Source organism: Saccharothrix longispora, assembly GCF_031455225.1.
In the GTDB taxonomy this organism is placed as follows: domain Bacteria; phylum Actinomycetota; class Actinomycetes; order Mycobacteriales; family Pseudonocardiaceae; genus Actinosynnema; species Actinosynnema longispora.
In genome coordinates this window covers 5,629,168-5,651,652 of record NZ_JAVDSG010000001.1, presented here as the reverse complement: position 1 = coordinate 5,651,652, position 22,485 = coordinate 5,629,168, and the positions used below count along the sequence as shown (strand labels likewise).

Genomic DNA, 22,485 nt, shown 5'->3' with positions numbered 1-22,485 from the left:
GGACGGCAGGTCCGCTGGGCCGCGTAGGAGGCGCGGTCCGGTCAGGAAGGACATGTGTGAGCAACACCGATGTGCTGAGCAGCGAAGCTCCTGCTGCTCCCAACGCCGCTGCCAGTTCCGGAGCTGAGGAGAGCGCTCTGACCACCCCTTCGAACGGCAGCGCCCCGCCGCGCAAGCGCGCCGGTCTTTCCGGCATGGTGCTCGCCGAACTCCGCGAACTCGCGGGTCAGCTCGGCATCACCGGCACCGCCGGGCTCCGCAAGGGCGACCTCATCGCGGCCATCAAGGAGCGGCAGGGCGGCACCTCCGGTCGGGGCAGTGCCGCGACGCCGCCGAAGGCCGACAAGAAGGCCGCGACGGCCGAGGCGTCCGCCCCGGTCGTGGAGAAGCCCGCCCCGGCCAAGGCCGTCGAGGCCCCCGCGCCGGTGGAGAAGCCGACCCAGCAGCAGCTCGACGTCACCGAGCGTCCCGCCGAGGAGGAGGGGGGTCGGCGCGGCAACCGCCGTCGCCGTTCCGCCAACCGCCCGTCGGGCAGCCCCGAGGCTTCGACCGCCGACGTCCAGCAGGCCGACCGCGCCCAGGCCGACCGTGCCCAGGCCGACCGTGCCCAGGTCGACCGTGCCCAGGCCGACCGCCAGCAGGCCGACCGCCAGTCGGGTGACCGCCAGCAGGGTGAGCGTGCCCAGGGCGACCGCCAGCAGGGCGACCGCCAGCAGGCCGACCGGTCCGAGCGCCAGGACCGCGGCGACCGCTCCGAACAGCGCGAACAGCGCCAGGACCGGGGTGACCGCGGCGAGCGTCGCAACCGCGACGACCGGGGTGACCGGTCCGACCGGGGTGACCGCGGCGACCGGGGTGACCGGGGTGACCGGGGTGACCGCAACCGGGACGACCGGGGTAGCCGCGGCGACCGGGGGCAGGACCGCAACCGCCAGAACGTGCCGGACGACGGTGACGAGGAGGGCGGCCGTCGCGGCCGTCGCTTCCGCGACCGCCGCCGCCGCGGTGGCCGGGGCGACGACGTCGGCGGCAACACCGACACCGAGGTGCGCGACGACGACGTGCTGCTCCCCGTGGCGGGCATCCTGGACGTGCTGGAGAACTACGCGTTCGTCCGCACGTCGGGCTACCTGGCCGGGCCGAACGACGTCTACGTCTCGCTGTCGCTGGTCCGCAAGTACGGCCTGCGCCGCGGTGACGCCCTGATCGGCGCCGTGCGCCAGCCGCGCGACGGCGAGCAGCAGCGGCAGAAGTTCAACCCGCTGGTCCGCGTCGACAAGATCAACGGCCTGGACCCGGAGGAGTCGCGCAACCGGCCCGACTTCACCAAGCTGACGCCGCTGTACCCGAACGAGCGCCTGCGCCTCGAAACCGAGCCGCACATCCTGACGACCCGCGTCATCGACCTGGTGATGCCGATCGGCAAGGGCCAGCGCGCGCTCGTCGTGTCGCCGCCGAAGGCGGGCAAGACCTCGGTGCTCCAGTCGATCGCGAACGCGATCACGACGAACAACCCCGAGTGCCACCTGATGGTGGTGCTGGTGGACGAGCGCCCCGAAGAGGTCACCGACATGCAGCGGTCGGTGAAGGGCGAGGTCATCGCCTCCACCTTCGACCGGCCGCCGTCGGACCACACGACGATCTCGGAGCTGGCCATCGAGCGGGCGAAGCGCCTGGTCGAGATGGGTCACGACGTGGTCGTGCTGCTGGACTCGATCACCCGCCTGGGTCGTGCCTACAACCTGGCCGCCCCCGCGTCGGGCCGCATCCTGTCCGGTGGTGTCGACTCGACCGCCCTCTACCCGCCGAAGCGGTTCCTCGGCGCGGCGCGCAACATCGAGGGCGGCGGCTCGCTGACCGTCATCGCGACGGCCCTGGTCGAGACCGGGTCCGCGGGTGACAGCGTGATCTTCGAGGAGTTCAAGGGCACCGGCAACGCCGAGCTCAAGCTCGACCGGAAGATCGCCGACAAGCGGACCTTCCCGGCGGTGGACGTGGACTCGTCCGGCACCCGCAAGGAGGACCTGCTGCTGTCCCCGGACGAGCTGGCCGTGATGCACAAGCTGCGCCGCGTCCTGCACGCCCTGGACAGCCAGCAGGCGATCGACCTGCTGCTGGACCGCCTGCGCAAGAGCCGCACGAACATCGAGTTCCTGATGCAGGTGGCGAAGACCACCCCGGGTGGGGACAACGACTGACCGTCCCCGCTCGTGCGACGGGCCCGTCCAGCTCCGGCTGGGCGGGCCCTCGTCGTGCCCGGGGACGGTGGGGAGTGCCCGGTCAGGGCCTCAGCAGGAGCCCGCGAACGCCGCGTCGGCGAGGTCGGCGGTGCGCCGGCGCTCGGTGACGTAGTGGCCGACCAGCAGCGCCGCCACCGGCACGCCGACCAGCGCGCCCACCCACAGCGGCAGCAGGACGCCGTCCAGCACGACGCCCAGGGCCAGCACCGCCGCCGGGTACGACCAGCGCAGCCACCGGCGCTGCCACGGCGCGGTCCAGGCGACCACGCCCGAGGCGACCACCCCGACGGCCGCGCCCGCGCCGAACACCGGGCTCGACAGCGCCAGGGACCACGGGGCGCCGAGCAGCAGGCCGCCGAGCCCGGTGAGGCCCAGGACGGCACCGCCGAACAGGAAGGGGACGACCAGCCACGTGGTCAACCGCAGCGGGCGTCCGGCAGCGCACAGCACGGGACGAGTGTGGCGTCCGCGCAACGCCCGGTGCTGCTCTCCGTAGCCCAATGGTCACCCCCTGCGCCGAATGGTCGACGGGGATCGGCGAGCGGTAGTGACCCGCAGCACGGGAACAAGGTGGCACCCCCTCGCGTTGCAGTGCACGTAACGCCGATCTGGCACACTGTCGGGTCGAGTCCGGCTCCGGTTCACCTCCCTGATCAGCAGAGGACCCGGCGGCCACCGAAGAAAGGGACGAGACGTTGAAGACCGGCATCCACCCCGAGTACGTGACGACCGAGGTCACCTGCGGTTGCGGCAACACCTTCACCACCCGCAGCACCAAGTCGTCCGGCGCCATCCACGTCGAGGTCTGCTCCAACTGCCACCCGTTCTACACGGGCAAGCAGAAGATCCTCGACACCGGTGGCCGGGTCGCGCGCTTCGAGGCCCGCTACGGCAAGCGCGCCAAGTAGCTGCCAGAACGGCGTCCACCCCGATTCGCGGGTGGACGCCGTTGTCGTCTCCGCACCACCCCTGAGACCGGAGCCAAGACCGTGACGCTGGACGCCCTGCTGGCCGAGCACGCCGAGCTGGAGAAGAAGCTCGCCGACCCCTCGGTGCACGCCGACCAGGCGGGTGCGCGCAAGCTCGGCAAGCGCTACGCCGAACTGGGGCCGATCGTGAAGACCGCCCGCGAGCTGGAGCAGGCGAGGTCCGACCTGGAGACCGCGCGCGAGCTGGCCGCCGAGGACGCGGTGTTCGCCGAGGAGGCCGACCAGCTGGCCCGGGCGGTCCCCGCGCTGGAGGAGAAGCTCACCGAGCTGCTGCTGCCGCGCGACCCGCACGACGGCGCGGACGTCGTGCTGGAGATCAAGTCCGGCGAGGGCGGCGAGGAGTCGGCCCTGTTCGCGGGCGACCTGCTGCGCATGTACCTGCGCTACGCCGAGCGCCACGGCTGGAAGGCCGAGGTGCTCGACGGCACCGACTCCGACCTGGGCGGCTTCAAGGACGTCACGGTGGCCATCAAGAGCCGCGACGCGAGCCCCGACGGCGTGTGGTCCCGCCTGAAGTACGAGGGCGGCGTGCACCGCGTGCAGCGGGTCCCGGTGACCGAGTCGCAGGGCCGCATCCACACGTCCGCGGCGGGCGTCCTGGTCTTCCCGGAGACCGAGGACGTCGAGGTCGAGGTCGACGAGAACGACCTGCGCGTCGACGTGTTCCGCTCGTCCGGCAAGGGCGGCCAGAGCGTCAACACGACCGACTCGGCCGTGCGCATCACGCACCTGCCGACCGGCATCGTGGTGTCCTGCCAGAACGAGCGCAGCCAGCTCCAGAACAAGGCCCGCGCCATGCAGGTGCTCCAGGCCCGGCTGACCGCCCTGGCCGAGGAGAAGCAGCAGCAGGAGGCGTCGGACGCCCGGCGCACGCAGATCCGCACCGTGGACCGCTCCGAGCGGGTCCGCACCTACAACTTCCCGGAATCGCGCATCTCCGACCACCGCGTCGGGTACAAAGCCCATAACCTGGATCAAGTGCTCGACGGCGACCTCGACGCGGTCCTCGACGCGTTGGCGGCGGCCGACCGGGCGGAACGGCTCGCCGGCGGGTGATCGACGAGAGGGGCGCACGATGGCGGAACTCCTGGTCACCCCCACGAGCGCTCCCCTGGACGCACCGCTCCGCATCCGCGTGGAGGGCCTCGGGCCCGACGCCGAGGTGACCGTGCGCGCCACCACCGGCGACCGGGCCGCCGAGGCGGTGTTCCGGGCCGACGAGCGCGGTGTCGTGGACCTCACCCGGCACGCCCCGGTGTCCGGCGACTACTCCGGCGTCGACCCGATGGGGTTGTTCTGGTCGATGACGCCGACCGGCGGCACGCCGTGCGGCACCGCGGTGGAGGCGGGCGGCGTCGGCCGCGTGGAGGTCGAGCGGCAGACCGTCCCGGACGGGGTCGTGCGCACCGAGGTCGCCGAGCACGGCCTGGTGGGCGTCCTGTTCGAGCCCGCCGGCACCGGACCGCACCCCGGCGTCCTGGTGCTCGGCGGCTCCGAGGGCGGCCTGCGCGAGGACGACGCGGCGCTGCTCGCGGGCCACGGGTTCGCCGCGCTGGCGCTGGCCTACTTCGGCGCGCCCGGCGTGCCGGACGACCTGGTCGAGATCCCGCTGGAGTACTTCGGGACCGCCCTGGAGTGGCTGGGCGGTCGGACGGACGCGCTCGGCGTCCTGGGCGGGTCGCGCGGCGGGGAGCTGGCGCTCCTGCTCGGTGCGACGTTCCCGCGGGTCAAGGCCGTGGTGAGCGTGGTCGGCAGCGGTGTGGTGACGCAGTGCGTCGGTCCCGGCTCGCGCCTGCTCCGGAAGCTGGAGCACGAGGCCGCGTCGTGGACCCGCGGGGGCCGCCCGCTGCCGTACCTGCCCTACTCGGTCCCCGACGAGCTGCGGGCGGCGGTCGTCGACGGCGAGCCGGTGCCCCTGCGGCTCGCGTTCGACCTCTCCGACGGCGTCCCCGAGGACGTCGAGATCCCGGTCGAGCGGATCGACGGCGGTGTGTTGCTGCTCTCATCCGGCGACGACCAGTCGTGGCCGTGCGCCGAGCTGAGCGCCGTCGCCGAGCGCAGGCTGCGCGAGCACCACCACCCGTTCCCGCACGAGCACGTCGTGTACCCCGGCGCGGGACACCTGATCGCGGGTCCACCGCACCGGCCGACCACCGACACCGCGGTGCCGGGGCCCGGTGTGCGCTTCCGGACGGGCGGCACGCCCGCCGCGACCGCCGCCGCCCGCGCGGACGCGTGGCGGCGCACCGTCGAGTTCTTGTCGGACCAGTTGCGCGCCTAATGTTGACGCCATGAGCGCACACTTTGACGTCGTGGTCCTCGGTGCGGGGCCCGGCGGGTACGTCGCCGCCATCCGCGCGGCCCAGCTGGGCCTGAAGACGGCGGTCATCGAGGAGCGTTACTGGGGCGGGGTGTGCCTCAACGTCGGCTGCATCCCGTCGAAGGCCCTCCTGCGCAACGCCGAGCTGGCGCACCTGTTCACGCACGAGCGGAAGACGTTCGGCATCACCGTCGAGGGCAAGGTGACCTTCGACTACGGCGCCGCCTTCGAGCGCAGCCGCAAGGTCGCGGACGGGCGCGTCAAGGGCGTGCACTTCCTGATGAAGAAGAACAACATCACCGAGTTCAGCGGGTGGGGGACGTTCGTCGACGCGAACACCATCCGGGTGGGTGATGAGACCATCACGTTCGAGCACGCGATCATCGCCTCCGGCGCGAAGACCCGCCTCCTGCCGGGTACGAAGCTGTCCGACCGGGTGGTGACCTACGAAGAGCAGATCCTGTCGGACGAACTGCCCGGCAGCATCGTCATCGCGGGCGCCGGCGCGATCGGCGTCGAGTTCGGCTACGTGCTGCACAACTACGGCGTGAAGGTCACCATCGTCGAGTTCATGGACCGCATGGTGCCGCTGGAGGACGTCGAGGTCTCCACCGAACTCGCCAAGCGCTACAAGCGCCTCGGCATCGACGTGCGCGTCGGCACCCGCGTGGAGTCCATCGACGACTCCGGCGACAAGGTGCGCGTCACCGTGTCGAAGGACGGCGGGGAAGAGGTCCTGGAGGCCGACAAGGTCATGCAGGCCATCGGTTTCCAGCCGCGCGTGGAGGGCTACGGCCTGGAGAACACCGGCGTGCAGCTCACCGAGCGCGGCGCCATCGCGGTGGACGGCCGGGGCCGCACGACGGCGCCGAACATCTTCGCCATCGGCGACGTCACCGCGAAGCTGATGCTGGCGCACGCCGCCGAGTCCATGGGCATCATCGCCGCGGAGACCATCGCGGGCGCGGAGACCATGGAGCTGGACTTCCCGATGATCCCCCGGGCCACGTTCTGCCAGCCGCAGATCGCCTCGTTCGGGTGGACCGAGGCGCAGGCCCGCGAGAAGGGCTACGACGTCCAGGTCGCGAAGTTCCCGTTCACCGCGAACGGCAAGGCGCACGGCCTCGCCGACCCGACCGGGTTCGTGAAGCTGATCAGCGATGCCAAGTACGGCGAGCTGCTGGGCGCGCACATGATCGGGCCGGACGTCACCGAGCTGCTGCCGGAGCTGACCCTGGCGCAGCAGTGGGACCTGACCGTGCACGAGGTGGCGCGCAACGTGCACGCCCACCCGACGCTCAGCGAGGCCGTCAAGGAAGCCGTGCACGGCCTGGCCGGACACATGATCAACTTCTGATCGGCCTACCCTTGCGCGCATGACCCGACACCCGCTGCGGCTGGCCATCCTCGAAGCGGAACGCATGCTGGCCGCGGCGGGCGTCGACAGCGCCCGGGTGGACGCCGAACTCCTCGCCGCCCACGTCCTGGGCGTCGAGCGCTCGCGCCTGCCCCTGATCCCGCTGGTCGACCCGCCGGTGGTGGACGCCCTGCACCGGGTGGTGCGCCGACGGGTGACGCGCGTCCCGTTGCAGCACATCACGGGCTGGGCCCACCTCGGGGGCGTCGACCTCGCGGTCGGCCCCGGCGTGTTCATCCCGCGACCGGAGACCGAGCTGCTGCTCGTCTGGGCGCTGTCCGCCGTGCGCGTCCCGGACCCGGTCGTGGTGGACCTGTGCACGGGTTCCGGCGCGCTCGCGCTCGCGTTCGCCCACCACCGCCCGAAGGCGACCGTGCACGCCGTCGAGCGCGACCACACCGCGCTGTCCTGGGCCCGGCGCAACGCCGACGCCCGCGCCGCCGCCGGCGACACCCCCGTCACCCTGCACGCGGGCGACGTGACGGCGCCGGACGTGCTGTCCGACCTGGACGGTCGGGTGGACCTGGTGCTGTGCAACCCGCCGTACGTGCCGGACGCCACCGAGGTCCAGCCCGAGGTCGCCGACCACGACCCGCGCCAGGCCGTCTTCGGCGGCGCGGACGGCCTGGACGTGGTCCGGCACGTCGTCACCCTCGCCGCCCGCCTGCTGCGCCCCGGCGGGCACGTCGCGATCGAGCACGACGACACCCACGGCGAGAGCGTCCCGGCCCTGCTGTCGGCCCGCCGCGTGCTCACCGACGTGGCCGACCACGCCGACCTGGCCGGCCGACCCCGCTTCGCCACCGCGCGCCGGGTGTGAGCCCGCCGTCAACCGCCCCCGTGTGCACGCAGCGTCACGACGGTGTACCTGGTCGTGTCGCTTTTTTCCCTTTTGCATGTCTTTACCCCGTGGTGGGGTCGGACGATACTGAGCGCTGAGGGGAGTACTTCCCAAGCGTCTGCCCGGTCAGTACGGACGTCCCTCGGCGCCCCCGGGAGGCCGCCCCCGCGGGGGTGAAGGAGACCTCGAACCACTCCGGTGTCCGGGAGGTTCGATGTCCGCGTCAGCCGCGGCGGCCGCGAGTCCGATCGAGTCCATCGGGTCCGCGGGCTTGTGGGCGGTCAGCATCGCCGTCCTGGTCGCGCTGCTCCTCGCGGACTTCGCGGTCACCCACCGCCCGCACGAGGTGTCGGCGCGCGAAGCGGTGGGGTGGACGGTGTTCTACCTCGCCCTGCCGGTCGTGTTCGGGGTCTGGCTGTGGAACGCCTTCGGCAGCGGCCCCGCGGTGGAGTTCGCGACCGGGTTCGTGGTCGAGAAGTCCCTCTCGGTGGACAACCTGTTCGTGTTCATGCTGCTGCTCGCCGCCTTCGCCGTGCCGGCCGACGTGCGGCAGCGCGTCCTGCTCTACGGCATCGTCGGCGCCCTGGTGCTGCGGGGCGCGTTCATCGCGGCCGGCGCCGCGATGCTGGCGGCCGGCACCTGGGCGTTCCTCGTGTTCGGACTGGTCCTGCTCGCCTCGGCGGTGAAGCTGCTGCAGGAGGTGTCGACCGGCGGGGGCGGCGGCGAGCGCGACGTCTCCCGGCTGCGGGTGGTCCGGCTGCTGCGCCGGCTGATGCCGGTCACCGACGACTACCGCGGCGCGCGGCTGACCGTGCGCGAGCACGGGCGACGCGCGCTCACGCCGCTGGCCGTCGTGGTGGTCGCGGTGTTCGCGACCGACGTGGTGTTCGCCGTCGACTCGGTGCCGGCGGTCTACGGCATCACCGAGGACCCCTACCTCGTGTTCGCCACCAACGCCTTCGCCCTGCTCGGCCTGCGCGCCCTGTACTTCGTGCTGCACACCGCGCTCGCCAAGCTCGTCCACCTCAACCACGGACTGGCCGTCATCCTCGCGTTCATCGGGGCGAAGCTGGTGCTGCACTGGGCGCACGGCATCTGGCCCGCCGTGCCGGAGATCCCCACCTCCGTCTCCCTGGCCGTGATCGTCGGCGTCCTCGCCGTCGTCACCGTGACCAGCCTGCGCTCGCGGCGAGGTGCCCGGGCGCCCGTACCCGCCCGGAAGGCCACCACACCACGGGACTGACCATGCTCTTCGACTGGCTGCTCGGCGTACTGGTCGACATCGCGACCACCGTGCTCGTCCTCGCGGCGCTGGTGACCACCTGCGCCGCCCTGTACTCGCCCCGACCGCCGCGGGGACCGCGTCCCTGACCGCCCGGTGCGGGGCGGCACCCACGGCAGGGGCGTCCGACTTTCCGGTCCGCACAGGACCGGTGTCGATTCCGGGTGATTCCGCGAGGTCCACCGCGGGCCGGTCGGAAGGTCGTCGAAGCTTTCCCGAGCGGCTCCGTCCGCGTGCTCCGCAGTGCGGAGCGTGTGAGTGATCCGGTTGTGGAAAGAGAACGGGGGAGCGCGTTCGCAAGGCATTTCCGCGAGACCCGCGATCGTTCACGGGGTGGCGTGCCGGATCATCACGTCCAGCAGCTCACGGGTCGTCGCCCACTCGTCCGGTGGGCCCGCCGCGTAGAGCACGTACTCGACGCCGCCCACTTCCCAGAACGTCGCGGCGACCCGCTTCGGACCCCGGTCGGAGCCTTCCTCGAATTCCCAGCGGACCGCCGGGAAACCGCGGGTCGAGGTTTCCGACAGCGCGATCCGGGAGTGGCCGGCCTCGCGTTCCCGGTCCACCGCGGCCTCGGTGATGCGGGCCGGGAGGGTCTTCGCCGGATCGGTGACCGGGGCCCCGCCGAGCCGCACCTCGCGGCGCGCGTCCGCCGGGTCCACCGCCACCAGCGTGGTCACCGCGGTACCCGTCGAGGTCGACCACGACGCCGGGACGACCGTGCTCAGGCCACCGGGTGCGCTGATGGTCCGGAAGCCCGGTGGCACGGGCGCCGGGGCCGAGGACGGGGCCGAGGACGGGGCCGTCCGGGCGGCGGACGGGGGCGCGGTGACCACGGGGAGCGGGGGTGCCCCGGCGGTGGGCGTCGGGGTGACCGGGGTGGCGGCGCGCAGCGCGAGGACGCCCGCCGCGCCGCCCACCACCGCGTACGCGACGGCCGCGCACAGCGCCACCGGGAACGCACCCCACCGGTTGTCCACGCGCACCTGCCGCCTCGCCCCCGGGATAATCTGCGACCTCCACCTCCGGCGAGTAAATCGGAGCACCGGCGATGCGTGTCAAGCAACCGCTCGAACGGCCGCCCGACGAGTGGCGCCTCCTGCGGGCGCTGGTGGCCGATCACGTCGCGCGCGCCCCGGACCCCGTCGACGACCGGGTGGGCCGCTCGCTCGCCGCCCTCGGCACGGTGTTGCAGGACGGCAACGCCGAGCGGGTCGTCGCCCACGTGCGCCGGGAGTTGCGCTCGACCGCCGACCCCGACACGGCCGACGTGCTGCGCGGGCACCTGGCCCTCGCCCTCGTCGCGCGCAGCGCCGAGGTCCGCGCGGTCACCGACGACGGCGGTCTGGCCATCCGCACCCGGCGACAGGCCACCGAGTGCCACGCCCTCGCCGACGAGGTCCTCGCCCTGCGGCCCGCCCCCGGGCTGGTCGCCCTCGCCCTCGACCTGCGCGGGCGCGCCGAGGAGGCGGAGCGGTGGCGGTGGGTCGAACCGGGCGTCGGGCAGGCCGCCGTCGTCGCGCTGGCCGTGCTCGTGCTGCCCTTCGTCGGCGGCGCGGTGGGCAGCGCCGGGGTCACCGCGGCCGGGGTCGCGGTGGGCGCCGCGCTCGTCTTCGGGTTCGTCCTGGCGCACCGCAGGCGCGGCTGGGCGCTCGACACCCGATCGGTGCGCAGACCCGGTCTGTGACCTCCGCCGCCGGACACTGCCCGTGCTGTGCTTGGATCAGGTGGGTGAGCACGATCTACGACTGCGCCGTGCAGGACGACCGCGCGGCCGGCCTCGCCGCCGCGGCGGGCGCGGTGCGCTCCGGGCGCCTCGTGGTCCTCCCCACGGACACCGTCTACGGCATCGGCTGCGACGCGTTCGACGCCGCCGCCGTGCGCGCGCTGCTGGAGGCCAAGGGGCGCGGACCGGACATGCCGGTGCCCGTCCTCGTCGGTTCCTGGACCACCATCGACGGCCTGGTGCTGAGCGTGTCCCGGCAGGCCCGCGCCCTGATCGAGGCGTTCTGGCCGGGCGGCCTGTCGCTGGTGCTCGAACACGCGCCGTCGCTCGCCTGGGACCTGGGCCGGACCCGCGGCACGGTCATGCTGCGCATGCCGCTGCACCCGGTCGCCCTGGAACTGCTGCGCGACGTCGGCCCGATGGCCGTCTCCAGCGCCAACAAGTCCGGCTTCCCGCCCGCGGGCACCGCGCAGGAGGCGTGGGACCAGCTCGGCGAGGACGTCGGCGTGTACCTCGACGGCGGCCCGTCGGCCGAGAACGTCGCGTCGACGATCGTGGACCTGACCGGTCCGGACCCCGTCGTGCTCCGCGAGGGCGCGGTGCCGGTGGCCGAGGTCTCGAAGGCGCTCGGCGTCGAAGTCGAGGTCGCCCGCTAGTGGATCTTCACGATCGGAGTAGCGTGGTGGCCACACCGCCCGACATCCCGGCTTCGAGGGGCTAAGCCTGCCGTGGGCCCGTTGCCTGCCGTGTCCAACGTCCTCCCCGTCCGGGAGTACCTGCTCGTCGCCCTGACCGCCGCCGTCGTGACGTTCCTGCTGGTCGGCCTGGTCCGCGCGCTGGCGTTCCGGATCGGCGCGGTCGCCTACCCCCGCTCGCGGGACGTGCACGTCAAACCCATGCCCCGGATGGGCGGGCTGGCCATGTACGGCGGCGTGCTCGGCGGCATGCTGCTGGCGCACCAGCTGCCCGTGCTGCGGTCGGCGTTCGACTTCTCCTACGACCCGTACGCGGTCATCGTCGGCGGCGGCGTGATCGTCCTGGTGGGCGTGCTCGACGACCGCTTCGAGCTGGACTCCCTGACGAAACTCGCCGGCCAGGTCACCGCGGCGGGCATCCTCGTGCTGTTCGGGCTCCAGTGGCTGCTGTTCTGGGTGCCGTGGGGCGACGACGGCGAGGGCACGGGATCGTTGCTGTCGCTGGACCAGAACCAGGGCGCGATCCTGTCCGTGCTGCTGGCCGTGACGATGGTCAACGCGATGAACTTCGTGGACGGCCTGGACGGCCTCGCCGCCGGCATCGGCCTCATCGCCGCCACCGCGACCTGCGTGTTCTCCATCGGCCTGCTGTCCAACAACGGCGGTGACGTCGGCGCGTACCCGCCCGCCCTGATCGCCGCCACGCTGGCCGGCGCGTGCTTGGGCTTCCTGCCGCACAACTTCAACCCGGCGCGCATCTTCATGGGCGACTCCGGGTCGATGCTGATCGGCCTGATGCTCGCCGCGTCCACCATCTCGGCCAGCGGGAAGATCAACTACGAGTCGGTGCGCGCCGAGGACGTCCTCGGCCTGCTCTCGCCGCTCGTGGTGGTCGCCGCCGTGCTGTTCGTGCCGATGCTCGACCTGCTCATGGCCGTGGTCCGGCGCACCCGGCGCGGCGAGAGCCCGTTCTCCGCGGACAAGATGCACCTGCACCACCGGCTGCTGGAGATCGGCCACTCGCAGCGCCGCGCCGTGCTGCTCATCTACCTGTGGGCGGGCGTGCTCGCGTTCGGCGCGGTGGCCCTGACGATCTTCGACGTCGCGGTCGTGGCGTGGTGCTTCGGCATCGCCCTCCTGCTGGCGCTGCTGGTCTCCGCGATTCCCAGGCTCCGTGAGGTGCGTCGCTCCTGACCCCCCGATGGAGGGGTGCGGACGACCCCCCTTTTACACTCGGTCCCGACCGGTGGGAAGGGGTGGCATGGCCCAGGACAACGCTCAAGGCGACGAGTGGACGCACGACGCCGTCGTCCGCCGCCTCGCGGGCGAGATGTTCCGCGGCGCGATGTGGGCGGCGCTGGCCACCGTCGTGGTCTGCCTGGTGGTGTGGACCGTCGTCGCGGGCGCCACGGGTCTGGTGTCGGCCCTGATCGGCGGTGTGATCGCGTGCCTGTCCTCGGTGGGCACGCTGGTCCTGATGCGCAAGACCGCGGCGCTGCCCGTGCAGTTCGTCATGGTGGCCGCGCTGGGCGGCTTCATGGGCAAGCTCATCCTGCTGTTCTGCGTGCTCCTGCTGCTCCGGCGGTTCCCCGAGCTGCACGTCAACGCGCTCGCGCTGACCACCGTCGCGACCATCGTGGTGACCACCTTCATGGAGGTGCGCGCCTCGAAGCGCAGTCGCAGTCAGATGGTCATCCCCACCCCCGGAAATACCTGATCTACCGGCTGGTACGGTTCGCGCAGGACGGGACACCCGGAAGTGTGGGGTGCCTCTCGTAGGCGCTTGCAGTCCGTAAGGTACGTTCTGTCCAGATCGTGACGATTCCCCCGGTGGAGTGAACGCCGGCCGGGAGAACCGGAAGGAACACAGTGACCACGATGGTGCTGGCTGCGGGTGAGTTCGTCGCGCCCGGTGTGAAGGACTTCTTCCTGCCACCGATCTTCGGCGGAGTCACCAAGCCGATGGTCCTGGTGGTGCTGTCGATCTTCATCATCGCCGCCTTCTTCCTCGCCGCGAGCCGCAACCTCAAGCTCGTGCCGGGCAAGTTCCAGTTCCTGGCGGAGTCGCTCTACGACGTCGGACGCAACGGGATCGCGCGCGAGCAGATCGGCGGCAAGGACTTCAAGCCGTTCATCCCGCTCATCCTGACCGTGTTCACCTTCATCCTGGTGAACAACCTGTTCGGGATCATCCCGTTCGTGCAGTTCCCGACGATGTCCCACATCGGGTTCCCGCTGGCTGTCTCGCTGCTGGTGATCTACCCGGTCTACCACTTCGTCGGGATCAAGCGCCACGGGTTCCTCGGCTACCTGAAGCACCAGACCATGCCGCCCAGCGCGCCGTGGTTCGTGCTCCCGCTGCTGATCCCGATCGAGTTCCTGCAGAAGTTCATCCTGAACCCGCTGACGCTCGCCCTCCGTGTGTTCGCGGCGATGTTCGCGGGTCACCTCCTGCTGATGGTGTTCACCCTCGCCGGTGAAGCCCTCCTGTTCTCGGGCGGCGTGACGGTCGTCGTCGCACCGATCTCCTTCCTCTTCGCCATCGCGCTGACGTTCCTGGAAGCGCTGATCATGGTGTTGCAGGCCTACATCTTTGCTCTGCTGTCCGCCGGCTACATCGGCGCCGCGCTGGCGGAAGAGCACTGAGAAAAAGCAAGCCTCCGATCCGCGGCGAACGGTCGCGGACCGAATTGGAAAGGGAACTGCACAAGTGAGCGCTCTCGTTCTTGCGCAGGAAGCTGCCACCGGCATCACCGACGCCGGTCTGGCCGCCATCGGCTACGGCCTCGCCGCCATCGGCCCGGCCCTCGGTGTGGGCATGATCTTCTCCTCGGTCATCAACGGCACCGCCCGTCAGCCCGAGGCCCGCGGCGTCCTGCTGGGCCTGGCCTGGACGACCTTCGCCATCGTCGAGGTCCTCGCCCTGCTCGGCTTCGTCGTCTTCTTCCTCGCCACCGGCTGAGTGTTCGTTCATCGCATAAGGAGACGGTTGTGATGAATCCACTCATCGTGGCGGCGGAAGGGCAGCCGAACCCGGTCCTCCCGCACCCGGCCGAGATCGTCATCGGCCTGGTCGCCTTCCTCCTGCTCTTCTTCATCATCAAGAAGTTCGTCACGCCGCGCTTCGAAGCGATGTACGCGGAGCGGGCCGCCAAGATCGAAGGCGGCATCGAGAAGGCGGAGCAGGCCCAGGTCGAGGCCCAGCGCGCGCTGGAGCAGTACAAGGCGCAGCTGGCCGAGGCACGTGCCGAGGCGGCTCGCATCCGTGACGACGCCCGCATGGAAGGCGAGCAGATCGTCACCGAGCTGCGGGCCAAGGCGCAGGAGGAATCCGCGCGGATCGTCGCGCAGGGTCAGACCCAGCTCGAAACGCAGCGCGCGCAGATCGTCGCGGAGCTGCGCGGTGAACTGGGCCGACTGGCCATCGACCTGGCTGAGCGGGTCGTCGGCGAGTCGCTGGAGGACGAGGTCCGCCGTCGGGGCACCGTCGACCGGTTCCTCGCGGACCTCGACGGCACGTCGGCTCCGGCCGTCAAGTGAGGGAAGGCCGATGACGCTGCACGCCGCTAGCCGAGACGCCCTGGCAGCCGCAGAACTGCGGCTGCTGGAGATCGTGGACGGCACGACCGGCACCGACGCCAGCGGGCAGCTGGCGAAGCTGGGTGACGAGCTGTTCGCGGTCGTCGGCCTGCTGTCCGGCCAGCCCGCGCTGCGCCGCGCGCTGGCCGAGAACTCCTCCGACCCGGCGGTCCGGGAGCAGTTGCTGCGCGGCCTGCTCGCCGACAAGCTCGGCGAGCCGACCCTCCAGGTGCTGACCATGGTCGTCGCGGCCCGCTGGTCGGGTCCGCGCGAGATGGTCGACGGCATCGAGTCGCTGGCCCGCACCACGCTGCTGGTGCGGGCGGAACGCGACGGCCGGCTCGACGCGGTGGAGGACGAGCTGTTCCGCCTCGGCCGCATCATCGCGGGCAACCACGGGCTGGAGCGCGCGCTGTCCGACCCGTCGACGGACTCCGCCGGACGGATCGCGCTGCTCGACGGTCTCATCGCGGGCAAGGTCGACGCGATCACGAAGACCCTGGCGGACCACCTCGTCCGCATGCCACGGGGTCGGGGGATCGTCGACGGCCTCGGCGACCTCGCGTCGCTCGCGGCCAAGCGCCGGGAACGTTCCGTCGCCCACGTTCGTTCCTCCGTCGAACTGGACGCGGCGCAGCAGGACCGGCTCGAAGCCACGCTGACCCGCATCTACTCCAGGCCGATCGCACTGCACGTCGAGGTGGACCCCGCCCTGCGCGGCGGTCTCATCGTCAAGATCGGTGACGAAGTCATCGACGGAAGCGTGGCCGGTCGGTTGGCGGCCCTGCGCCGCGACATCGCCGGCTGACCCACAACGGAACCGCGGCCCAAGAGCCCCTTTCCCGCAAACGAAGTGAGAGCAGGAACGACATGGCGGAGCTGACGATCTCGTCGGACGAGATCCGCAGTGCGATCGAGAAGTACGTCTCGACCTATTCCCCGGAGGTCACCCGGGAAGAGGTCGGCGTCGTCGCGGAGACCTACGACGGCATCGCCATCGTCGAAGGTCTGCCCGGCACCATGACCAACGAGCTGCTGGAGTTCCCCGGCGGCGTGCTCGGTGTCGCCCTCAGCCTGGAGGTCCGCACGATCGGCGCGGTCATCCTGGGTGACTTCGACAAGATCGAAGAGGGCCAGGAGGTCAAGCGGACCGGCCAGGTGCTCTCCGTGCCCGTCGGCGACGGCTTCCTGGGCCGCGTGGTCAACCCGCTCGGCCAGCCGATCGACGGCCTCGGCGACATCGTGGCCGACGGCAACCGCGCCCTGGAGCTCCAGGCCGCGTCCGTGCTGCAGCGGCAGCCGGTGGGCGAGCCGATGCAGACCGGCATCAAGGCCATCGACTCGATGACCCCCATCGGCCGCGGCCAGCGCCAGCTGATCATCGGCGACCGCAAGACCGGCAAGACCGCGGTCTGCATCGACACGATCATCAACCAGAAGAAGGCCTGGGACTCGGGCGACCCGACGCAGCAGGTCCGCTGCGTGTACGTCGCCATCGGCCAGAAGGGCTCCACCATCGCGGGCGTCAAGGCCGCGCTGGAGGAGGCGGGCGCGCTGGAGTACACCACCATCGTCGCCGCCCCCGCGTCCGACTCGGCCGGCTTCAAGTGGCTCGCGCCGTACACCGGCTCGGCCATCGGCCAGCACTGGATGTACCAGGGCAAGCACGTCCTGATCATCTTCGACGACCTGACCAAGCAGGCGGAGGCGTACCGCGCCATCTCGCTGCTGCTGCGCCGCCCGCCGGGCCGCGAGGCCTACCCGGGCGATGTCTTCTACTTGCACTCGCGCCTGCTGGAGCGCTGCGCGAAGCTGTCCGACGACATGGGCGGCGGCTCGATGACCGGTCTCCCGATCATCGAGACCAAGGCCAACGACGTGTCGGCGTACATCCCGACCAACGTCATCTCCATCACCGACGGCCAGTGCTTCCTGGAGTCGGACCTGTTCAACGCCGGTGTGCGCCCGGCCGTCAACGTGGGCATCTCGGTGTCCCGCGTCGGTGGCGCCGCGCAGACCAAGGCGATGAAGACGGTCTCCGGCTCGCTGCGCCTCGACCTGTCGCAGTTCCGCGAGCTGGAGGCGTTCTCCGCCTTCGCCTCGGACCTCGACGCCGCCTCGCGCGCCCAGTTGGACCGCGGCGCCCGGCTGGTCGAGCTGCTCAAGCAGGGGCAGTACTCGCCGGTGCCGATGGAGGAGCAGGTCGTCTCCATCTACCTCGGCACCAAGGGCCACCTCGACTCGATCCCGGTGGGCGACGTCCGCCGCTTCGAGGCCGAGTTCCTGGACCACCTGCGGCGTTCCCACGAGGCCGTGCTGTCCGGCATCCGCGAGTCCAAGAAGCTGTCGGACGACGCGGAGCGGGGCATCGTGGACGCCGTCAACTCCTTCAAGCAGCAGTTCACCGCCTCGAACGGCACGTCGGTCGTCGACGTCCCGGCCGAAGCGATGGACGCCGACAAGGTCGGGCAGGAGTCGGTGAAGGTCAACCGACCGGCTCCGACCGAGAAGTGACGTAGGCATGGCGGCACAGATCCGGGAGCTGCGCCAGAGGATCAGGTCGGTCAACTCGACCAAGAAGATCACGAAGGCGTACGAGCTCATCGCCACGTCCCGTCTCGCCAAGGCGCAGACGAGGGTCCTGGCGTCGAAGCCCTACGCGGAGGAGATCACCGGCGTGCTCTCCTCGCTGGCGACGGCGTCCGCGAACCTCGACCACCCGCTGCTCACCGAGCGCAAGGAGCCCAAGCGCGCCGGCGTGCTCGTCGTGACCAGCGACAAGGGCATGTGCGGCGGTTACAACGCCAACGTGCTGAAGGCCGCCGAGGAGCTGTTCTCGCTGCTGCGGTCCGAGGGCAAGGAGCCCGTGCTCTACGTCGTCGGCCGCAAGGGCGTCGGCTACTACAGGTTCCGCCGCCGCGAGATCGCGGCGGAGTGGACCGGCTTCTCGCAGCTCCCGCAGTACGTCAACGCCGACGAGGCGGGCGACGCGCTGGTCAAGGCGTTCGTCGCGGGCAGCGACGACGACGGTGCCGACCCCGGCCCCGACGGCGTCCTGGGCGTGGACGAGCTGCACGTCGTCTACACCGAGTTCCAGTCGATGCTGAGCCAGACCCCGGTCGTCCGGCGGATCGCGCCGATGGTGGTGGACTACGACCACGCGCCGAAGCTCCAGCCCCTCTACGACTTCGAGCCGGACGTCGAGACGCTGCTGGGCGCGCTGCTGCCCAAGTACGTCAAGACGCGCCTGTTCGCGGCACTGCTGGACGCGGCGGCCTCGGAGTCGGCGGCCCGCCGGACCGCGATGAAGGCGGCGACGGACAACGCCACCGAGCTGGTCCGCAACCTCAGCCGCCAGGCGAACGCGGCCCGCCAGGCCCAGATCACCCAGGAGATCAGCGAGATCGTCGGTGGCGCCTCCGCGCTTACCGGTGGCGCAGGAAGTGATGAGTGACATGAGTGCTACTGCCACCACCACCCGCACCGGCCGTGTGGTCCGGGTGATCGGTGCCGTCGTCGACGTGGAGTTCCCGCGCGACTCGGTGCCGGAGCTGTTCAACGCCCTGCACGTGGAGATCACCTACGAAGCGGTGGCCAAGACGCTGACCCTGGAGGTCGCCCAGCACCTGGGCGACAACCTGGTCCGCACCATCTCGATGCAGCCGACGGACGGCCTGGTCCGCGGCGCGACCGTCACCGACACCGGCGCCGCGATCAGCGTGCCCGTCGGCGACGTCGTCAAGGGCCACGTGTTCAACGCGCTGGGCGACTGCCTCGACCAGCCCGGCCTCGGCCGCGACGGCGAGCAGTGGGGCATCCACCGCAAGGCGCCGTCGTTCGACCAGCTCGAGGGCAAGACCGAGATCCTGGAAACGGGCATCAAGGTCATCGACCTGCTGACCCCGTACGTCAAGGGCGGCAAGATCGGCCTGTTCGGCGGCGCGGGCGTGGGCAAGACGGTGCTCATCCAGGAGATGATCACCCGTATCGCCCGCGAGTTCTCCGGCACGTCGGTGTTCGCCGGCGTCGGCGAGCGCACCCGTGAGGGCACCGACCTCCTCCTGGAGATGGAGGAGATGGGCGTCCTCAACGACACCGCCCTGGTGTTCGGCCAGATGGACGAGCCGCCGGGCACCCGCATGCGCGTCGCGCTGTCCGCCCTGACGATGGCGGAGTACTTCCGCGACGTGCAGGGCCAGGACGTGCTGCTGTTCATCGACAACATCTTCCGCTTCACCCAGGCGGGCTCGGAGGTGTCGACCCTGCTGGGCCGCATGCCGTCCGCCGTGGGCTACCAGCCGACGCTGGCGGACGAGATGGGCGAGCTCCAGGAGCGGATCACCTCGACCCGCGGCAAGTCGATCACCTCGCTGCAGGCGATCTACGTGCCCGCGGACGACTACACCGACCCGGCGCCCGCCACCACCTTCGCCCACCTGGACGCGACGACGGAGCTCTCCCGTCCGATCTCCCAGAAGGGCATCTACCCGGCGGTGGACCCGCTGTCCTCGTCCTCCCGGATCCTGGAGCCGACCATCGTCGGCGAGGAGCACTACCGGGTGGCGCAGGAGGTCAAGCGCATCCTGCAGAAGTACAAGGAGCTGCAGGACATCATCGCCATCCTGGGCATGGACGAGCTGTCCGAGGAGGACAAGGTCCTCGTCGGCCGCGCCCGTCGCCTGGAGCGCTTCCTCGGCCAGAACTTCATCGTGGCCGAGAAGTTCACCGGCCAGCCGGGCTCGTTCGTGCCGATCAAGGACACGATCGAGGCGTTCGACCGCGTCTGCAAGGGCGAGTTCGACCACTACCCGGAGCAGGCGTTCTTCTCCTGCGGCGGTCTCGACGACGTCGAGGCCAACGCGAAGAAGCTCGCCGGCAAGTAGGTCGGGCCGTCACCGGAGGGCCGTTCCCGCGTCGGGAGCGGCCCTCCGGCCTACCCGGCCCAGCCCAGGGCCCGCGAGATCGCGAGCCCGCAGGTGCGCACCGCCGGCACGACGGTGTCCGTCCGCGTGCCCGTGGGCACCACCGCGGACACCGAGGCCACCACGTCCCCGCCGGGGCCGCGCACCGGCGCCGCCACCGAGTACGTGATCAGCTCGATCTGCCGGTCGCTGATCGCGTAGCCGTCCCGCCGCGCCCGCGCCAGCGCCTCCCGCAGCGGGCCGGGCGAGGTGACCGTCCTCGGGGTGAACCTCCGCAGCGGGGCCGCCAGCACGGCCTCCCGCACGTCCGCCGGCGCGTGGGCGAGCAGCACCAGCCCGACGCCCGTGCAGTGCAGCGGCATCCGGCTGCCCACCCGCGTGACCACGTTGACCGCGTCGCGCGCCGAGATGCGCTCCACGTACACGACCTCCGCGCCGTCGCGCACGGCCAGCTGCACGTTGTGCCGGGTCACCTCGCACAGGTCCTCCAGGAACGGCACGGCCCGGTCCCGCAGGTCGAGGCTGCCCGGCGACAGCACGCCCAGCTCCAGCAGCCGCAGCCCCACCGAGTACCGGCCGTCCGCGCCCCGCTCCAGGGCCCTGAGGTCCACCAGGGACGCCACCAGGCGGTGCGTGGTGCTCAGGGGCAGCCCGGTGTGGCGGCTCAGCTCCGACAGCGTCACGGCCGGCCGGTCCGCGCTGAACACCGACAGCAGCGAGAACGCCCGGTCCAGCAGCGCCTTCGGTGTCGTCACGCGCCCAGTCTTCCACTCACCGGAAACGGACGGCCGCCCGCCGGTGGGACGCTGATCACAACGGGTGCCGCGATCCGCGCGTTCGCCCTCGTGACGGCCCCGACGGCCACCTCCGGGGCGTCCGCCACCGGGGTGCTGCCGCCCGCGGGGCACCCCTGGGGGTGGCTGGTGCGGCGCACCCTTCCGGCCACCGTTTAGACTGCACTGGACTCCAGTCGACGAGGGAGATGCGCGTGGCCGAGATGACCGTCCAGCTGGTCGCCGTGGAACGCCGCCTGTGGTCCGGCACGGCCACCTCGGTGGTCGCGCAGACCTTCGAGGGCGAGATCGGCATCCTGCCCGGGCACGAGCCGGTGCTGGGCCAGCTCGTCGAGGGTGGCGTGGTCCGCATCCGGACCGCCGACGGCGAGCTCGTCACGGCCGCGGTGCACGGCGGGTTCCTCTCCGTCACCGGCGAGGGCGTCAGCATCCTCGCCGAGAACGCCGAGCTGGCCGGCGAGATCGACGTCGAGCGGGCCCGCGGCAACGTCGGCAGCGACGACGAAGCCGAGCGGGTACGGGCGCTCGCGCGACTCCGCGCCGCCGGACACGCGGTCTGACGCGGACGAGCGGACAAGCGCCGTGGGGATCGCCGAAGTCGTCGGGGTGGTCCTGTTCGTCGCGGTGGTGTTCCTCGCGTACTCCGCGTGGCGCCGCGTCCGGCTCCTGCGCGCCGGCGGCGTGCACGTGGCCCTGAGGGCCCGCGTGGACGACACCGGCCGGGGCTGGCACCTGGGCGTCGGCCACTACCGGGGTGACGAGTTCGTCTGGCACCGCGTGCTGAGCCTGGGCCTGGGACCGGGCCCGGACGTGACCATCTCCCGCGAGGGCTTCGAGATCGACGACCGGCGCGAGCCGACCCCGCTGGAGGGGTACGCCATGCCGGCGGGCGCGGTGGTCCTCCGCTGCCGCAGCGCCAAGGGCGAGGTGGAGATCGCGATGGGCCCGGACGCCCTGACCGGCTTCCTGTCCTGGCTGGAGTCGGCCCCCCCGGGCCGCTCCATCCCCTGGGCCTCCTAGCGGGCCTCGCGGCCGCCGCCCGGCTGCCACAGCACGTCCCCGTCGGGGTTGGCGACCCGCGCCAGGATGAACAGCAGGTCCGACAACCGGTTGAGGTACTTGGCGGTCAGCGGGTTCGTCGCCTCGGCCTCGGCCTCGACCAACCCCCAGGTGGAGCGCTCCGCCCGGCGCGCGATCGTGCGCGCCTGGTGCAGCAGCGCGGCGCCCGGCGTGCCCCCGTTGAGGATGAACGACGACAGCTTCCCCAACCGGGAGTTGAACTCGTCGCACCACCCCTCCAGGCGGTCGACGTACGGCTGGGTCACCCGCAGGGGCGGGTACTCGGGGTCCTCCACGATCGGCGTGCACAGGTCCGCGCCCACGTCGAACAGGTCGTTCTGCACCTGCCGCACCACGGCGGCCACGTCGTCGGCCAGGCCGCCCAGCGCCAGGGCGACGCCCAGCGCCGCGTTCGTCTCGTCCACGTCGGCGTAGGCGGAGATGCGCGGCGACGTCTTGGGGACCCGCGAGAAGTCGCCCAGTCCCGTCGTCCCGTCGTCGCCGACCCGGGTGTAGATCTTCGTCAGGTGCACGGCCATGCCCAGCACTCTAGACAGAGCACCGCGCACGGACACGATTCAGCGCGTCCGTAGGATTGCGGCACAACGAGCGAGGAGTTCC

25 protein-coding genes are annotated in these 22,485 nt (G+C 71.6%); 21 read left to right on the top strand and 4 right to left on the bottom strand.

Features of this window, described 5'->3' with window-relative positions:
* Window positions 1-56: 56 nt before the first annotated feature.
* The gene (rho, locus tag J2S66_RS23600; RefSeq protein WP_310309434.1) at window positions 57-2,198 is read left to right on the top strand and encodes a transcription termination factor Rho; all 2,142 of its coding nucleotides are present in this window, start codon (window positions 57-59) and stop codon (window positions 2,196-2,198) included.
* A gap of 90 nt (window positions 2,199-2,288) precedes the next feature.
* Here rho and J2S66_RS23595 read toward each other — a convergent pair whose 3' ends face one another.
* Window positions 2,289-2,690, bottom strand: a complete 402-nt coding sequence (locus tag J2S66_RS23595) for a hypothetical protein (RefSeq protein ID WP_310309433.1) — start codon at window positions 2,688-2,690, stop codon at window positions 2,289-2,291.
* A 245-nt stretch (window positions 2,691-2,935) separates the two neighbouring features.
* On the opposite strand from J2S66_RS23595, the gene rpmE reads away from it, so the two are divergent.
* The 7 genes from rpmE (at window position 2,936) to J2S66_RS23560 (ending at window position 9,178) form a co-directional block, all read left to right on the top strand.
* Entirely contained in the window at window positions 2,936-3,148 is a 213-nt protein-coding gene (gene rpmE, locus J2S66_RS23590; RefSeq protein ID WP_306747265.1) for a 50S ribosomal protein L31, read from the top strand.
* Window positions 3,149-3,229: 81 nt separating this feature from the next.
* Complete coding sequence (prfA, locus tag J2S66_RS23585) at window positions 3,230-4,285, top strand: peptide chain release factor 1 (RefSeq protein ID WP_306747266.1); 1,056 nt, start codon at window positions 3,230-3,232, stop codon at window positions 4,283-4,285.
* A gap of 19 nt (window positions 4,286-4,304) precedes the next feature.
* Window positions 4,305-5,510 carry an acyl-CoA thioester hydrolase/BAAT C-terminal domain-containing protein gene (locus J2S66_RS23580; RefSeq protein ID WP_310309431.1) on the top strand — a complete coding sequence of 402 codons (1,206 nt, stop codon included), beginning with the start codon at window positions 4,305-4,307 and terminating at the stop codon, window positions 5,508-5,510.
* 10 nt (window positions 5,511-5,520) lie between these two features.
* Window positions 5,521-6,906, top strand: a complete 1,386-nt coding sequence (gene lpdA, locus J2S66_RS23575; RefSeq protein ID WP_310309430.1) for a dihydrolipoyl dehydrogenase — start codon at window positions 5,521-5,523, stop codon at window positions 6,904-6,906.
* Window positions 6,907-6,925: 19 nt separating this feature from the next.
* Window positions 6,926-7,786 carry a peptide chain release factor N(5)-glutamine methyltransferase gene (prmC, locus tag J2S66_RS23570; RefSeq protein WP_310309429.1) on the top strand — a complete coding sequence of 287 codons (861 nt, stop codon included), beginning with the start codon at window positions 6,926-6,928 and terminating at the stop codon, window positions 7,784-7,786.
* Window positions 7,787-8,021: 235 nt separating this feature from the next.
* Window positions 8,022-9,050: a TerC/Alx family metal homeostasis membrane protein gene (locus tag J2S66_RS23565; protein ID WP_310309428.1), complete on the top strand. Its 1,029-nt coding sequence runs from the start codon at window positions 8,022-8,024 to the stop codon at window positions 9,048-9,050.
* Window positions 9,051-9,052: 2 nt separating this feature from the next.
* Entirely contained in the window at window positions 9,053-9,178 is a 126-nt protein-coding gene (locus tag J2S66_RS23560; RefSeq protein ID WP_310309427.1) for a hypothetical protein, read from the top strand.
* 237 nt (window positions 9,179-9,415) lie between these two features.
* Here J2S66_RS23560 and J2S66_RS23555 read toward each other — a convergent pair whose 3' ends face one another.
* A complete protein-coding gene (locus tag J2S66_RS23555) occupies window positions 9,416-10,075 on the bottom strand; it encodes a serine/threonine kinase C-terminal domain-containing protein (RefSeq protein WP_310309426.1) in 660 nt (219 codons plus the stop codon).
* A 65-nt stretch (window positions 10,076-10,140) separates the two neighbouring features.
* Here J2S66_RS23555 and J2S66_RS23550 point away from each other — a divergent pair, with 65 nt between their 5' ends.
* The 11 genes from J2S66_RS23550 (at window position 10,141) to atpD (ending at window position 19,972) form a co-directional block, all read left to right on the top strand.
* The gene (locus J2S66_RS23550; RefSeq protein WP_310309425.1) at window positions 10,141-10,776 is read left to right on the top strand and encodes a hypothetical protein; all 636 of its coding nucleotides are present in this window, start codon (window positions 10,141-10,143) and stop codon (window positions 10,774-10,776) included.
* Window positions 10,777-10,820: 44 nt separating this feature from the next.
* Entirely contained in the window at window positions 10,821-11,471 is a 651-nt protein-coding gene (locus J2S66_RS23545; RefSeq protein ID WP_306747281.1) for an L-threonylcarbamoyladenylate synthase, read from the top strand.
* Between the two features lie 72 nt (window positions 11,472-11,543).
* Entirely contained in the window at window positions 11,544-12,704 is a 1,161-nt protein-coding gene (locus J2S66_RS23540; RefSeq protein ID WP_371320698.1) for a glycosyltransferase family 4 protein, read from the top strand.
* Window positions 12,705-12,771: 67 nt separating this feature from the next.
* Window positions 12,772-13,227, top strand: a complete 456-nt coding sequence (locus J2S66_RS23535; RefSeq protein WP_306747282.1) for a Cg1360 family ATP-synthase-associated protein — start codon at window positions 12,772-12,774, stop codon at window positions 13,225-13,227.
* A 152-nt stretch (window positions 13,228-13,379) separates the two neighbouring features.
* Window positions 13,380-14,156, top strand: a complete 777-nt coding sequence (gene atpB, locus J2S66_RS23530; RefSeq protein WP_310309423.1) for a F0F1 ATP synthase subunit A — start codon at window positions 13,380-13,382, stop codon at window positions 14,154-14,156.
* A gap of 64 nt (window positions 14,157-14,220) precedes the next feature.
* On the top strand, window positions 14,221-14,472 hold the full coding sequence (locus tag J2S66_RS23525) for an ATP synthase subunit C-like protein (protein WP_306747285.1): 252 nt from the start codon (window positions 14,221-14,223) through the stop codon (window positions 14,470-14,472).
* Window positions 14,473-14,504: 32 nt separating this feature from the next.
* Window positions 14,505-15,050, top strand: a complete 546-nt coding sequence (locus tag J2S66_RS23520) for a F0F1 ATP synthase subunit B (protein WP_310309420.1) — start codon at window positions 14,505-14,507, stop codon at window positions 15,048-15,050.
* Window positions 15,051-15,060: 10 nt separating this feature from the next.
* Complete coding sequence (locus J2S66_RS23515; RefSeq protein WP_310309418.1) at window positions 15,061-15,897, top strand: F0F1 ATP synthase subunit delta; 837 nt, start codon at window positions 15,061-15,063, stop codon at window positions 15,895-15,897.
* 62 nt (window positions 15,898-15,959) lie between these two features.
* A complete protein-coding gene (gene atpA / locus J2S66_RS23510; RefSeq protein ID WP_310309417.1) occupies window positions 15,960-17,603 on the top strand; it encodes a F0F1 ATP synthase subunit alpha in 1,644 nt (547 codons plus the stop codon).
* 7 nt (window positions 17,604-17,610) lie between these two features.
* On the top strand, window positions 17,611-18,543 hold the full coding sequence (locus J2S66_RS23505) for a F0F1 ATP synthase subunit gamma (protein ID WP_310309416.1): 933 nt from the start codon (window positions 17,611-17,613) through the stop codon (window positions 18,541-18,543).
* Window positions 18,536-19,972, top strand: a complete 1,437-nt coding sequence (atpD, locus tag J2S66_RS23500; RefSeq protein ID WP_310309415.1) for a F0F1 ATP synthase subunit beta — start codon at window positions 18,536-18,538, stop codon at window positions 19,970-19,972. The genes J2S66_RS23505 and atpD overlap by 8 nt, the downstream gene beginning before the upstream one ends.
* 50 nt (window positions 19,973-20,022) lie before the next feature.
* Here atpD and J2S66_RS23495 read toward each other — a convergent pair whose 3' ends face one another.
* Window positions 20,023-20,766 carry an IclR family transcriptional regulator gene (locus tag J2S66_RS23495; protein WP_310309413.1) on the bottom strand — a complete coding sequence of 248 codons (744 nt, stop codon included), beginning with the start codon at window positions 20,764-20,766 and terminating at the stop codon, window positions 20,023-20,025.
* Window positions 20,767-20,999: 233 nt separating this feature from the next.
* On the opposite strand from J2S66_RS23495, the gene J2S66_RS23490 reads away from it, so the two are divergent.
* Window positions 21,000-21,365 carry a F0F1 ATP synthase subunit epsilon gene (locus J2S66_RS23490; protein ID WP_310309412.1) on the top strand — a complete coding sequence of 122 codons (366 nt, stop codon included), beginning with the start codon at window positions 21,000-21,002 and terminating at the stop codon, window positions 21,363-21,365.
* 22 nt (window positions 21,366-21,387) lie between these two features.
* A complete protein-coding gene (locus tag J2S66_RS23485; protein ID WP_310309411.1) occupies window positions 21,388-21,825 on the top strand; it encodes a DUF2550 domain-containing protein in 438 nt (145 codons plus the stop codon).
* On the opposite strand, the gene J2S66_RS23480 is transcribed toward J2S66_RS23485, so the two are convergent.
* The gene (locus J2S66_RS23480) at window positions 21,822-22,403 is read right to left on the bottom strand and encodes a cob(I)yrinic acid a,c-diamide adenosyltransferase (protein WP_306747294.1); all 582 of its coding nucleotides are present in this window, start codon (window positions 22,401-22,403) and stop codon (window positions 21,822-21,824) included. The two genes, J2S66_RS23485 and J2S66_RS23480, sit on opposite strands and share 4 nt — an antisense overlap.
* Between the last annotated feature and the right edge of the window lie 82 nt (window positions 22,404-22,485).

Bases quoted from the DNA above. Each gene is read 5' to 3' on its own strand.
- J2S66_RS23480 (WP_306747294.1), bottom strand. From the start codon at position 22,403: ATGGCCGTGCACCTGACGAAGATCTACACCCGGGTCGGCGACGACGGG.
- prmC (WP_310309429.1), top strand. From the start codon at position 6,926: ATGACCCGACACCCGCTGCGGCTGGCCATCCTCGAAGCGGAACGCATG.
- J2S66_RS23515 (WP_310309418.1), top strand. From the start codon at position 15,061: ATGACGCTGCACGCCGCTAGCCGAGACGCCCTGGCAGCCGCAGAACTG.
- J2S66_RS23520 (WP_310309420.1), top strand. From the start codon at position 14,505: ATGAATCCACTCATCGTGGCGGCGGAAGGGCAGCCGAACCCGGTCCTC.
- J2S66_RS23505 (WP_310309416.1), top strand. From the start codon at position 17,611: ATGGCGGCACAGATCCGGGAGCTGCGCCAGAGGATCAGGTCGGTCAAC.
- atpA (WP_310309417.1), top strand. From the start codon at position 15,960: ATGGCGGAGCTGACGATCTCGTCGGACGAGATCCGCAGTGCGATCGAG.
- lpdA (WP_310309430.1), top strand. From the start codon at position 5,521: ATGAGCGCACACTTTGACGTCGTGGTCCTCGGTGCGGGGCCCGGCGGG.
- J2S66_RS23535 (WP_306747282.1), top strand. From the start codon at position 12,772: ATGGCCCAGGACAACGCTCAAGGCGACGAGTGGACGCACGACGCCGTC.
- atpD (WP_310309415.1), top strand. From the start codon at position 18,536: ATGAGTGACATGAGTGCTACTGCCACCACCACCCGCACCGGCCGTGTG.
- J2S66_RS23550 (WP_310309425.1), top strand. From the start codon at position 10,141: ATGCGTGTCAAGCAACCGCTCGAACGGCCGCCCGACGAGTGGCGCCTC.
- J2S66_RS23560 (WP_310309427.1), top strand. From the start codon at position 9,053: ATGCTCTTCGACTGGCTGCTCGGCGTACTGGTCGACATCGCGACCACC.
- J2S66_RS23565 (WP_310309428.1), top strand. From the start codon at position 8,022: ATGTCCGCGTCAGCCGCGGCGGCCGCGAGTCCGATCGAGTCCATCGGG.
- J2S66_RS23580 (WP_310309431.1), top strand. From the start codon at position 4,305: ATGGCGGAACTCCTGGTCACCCCCACGAGCGCTCCCCTGGACGCACCG.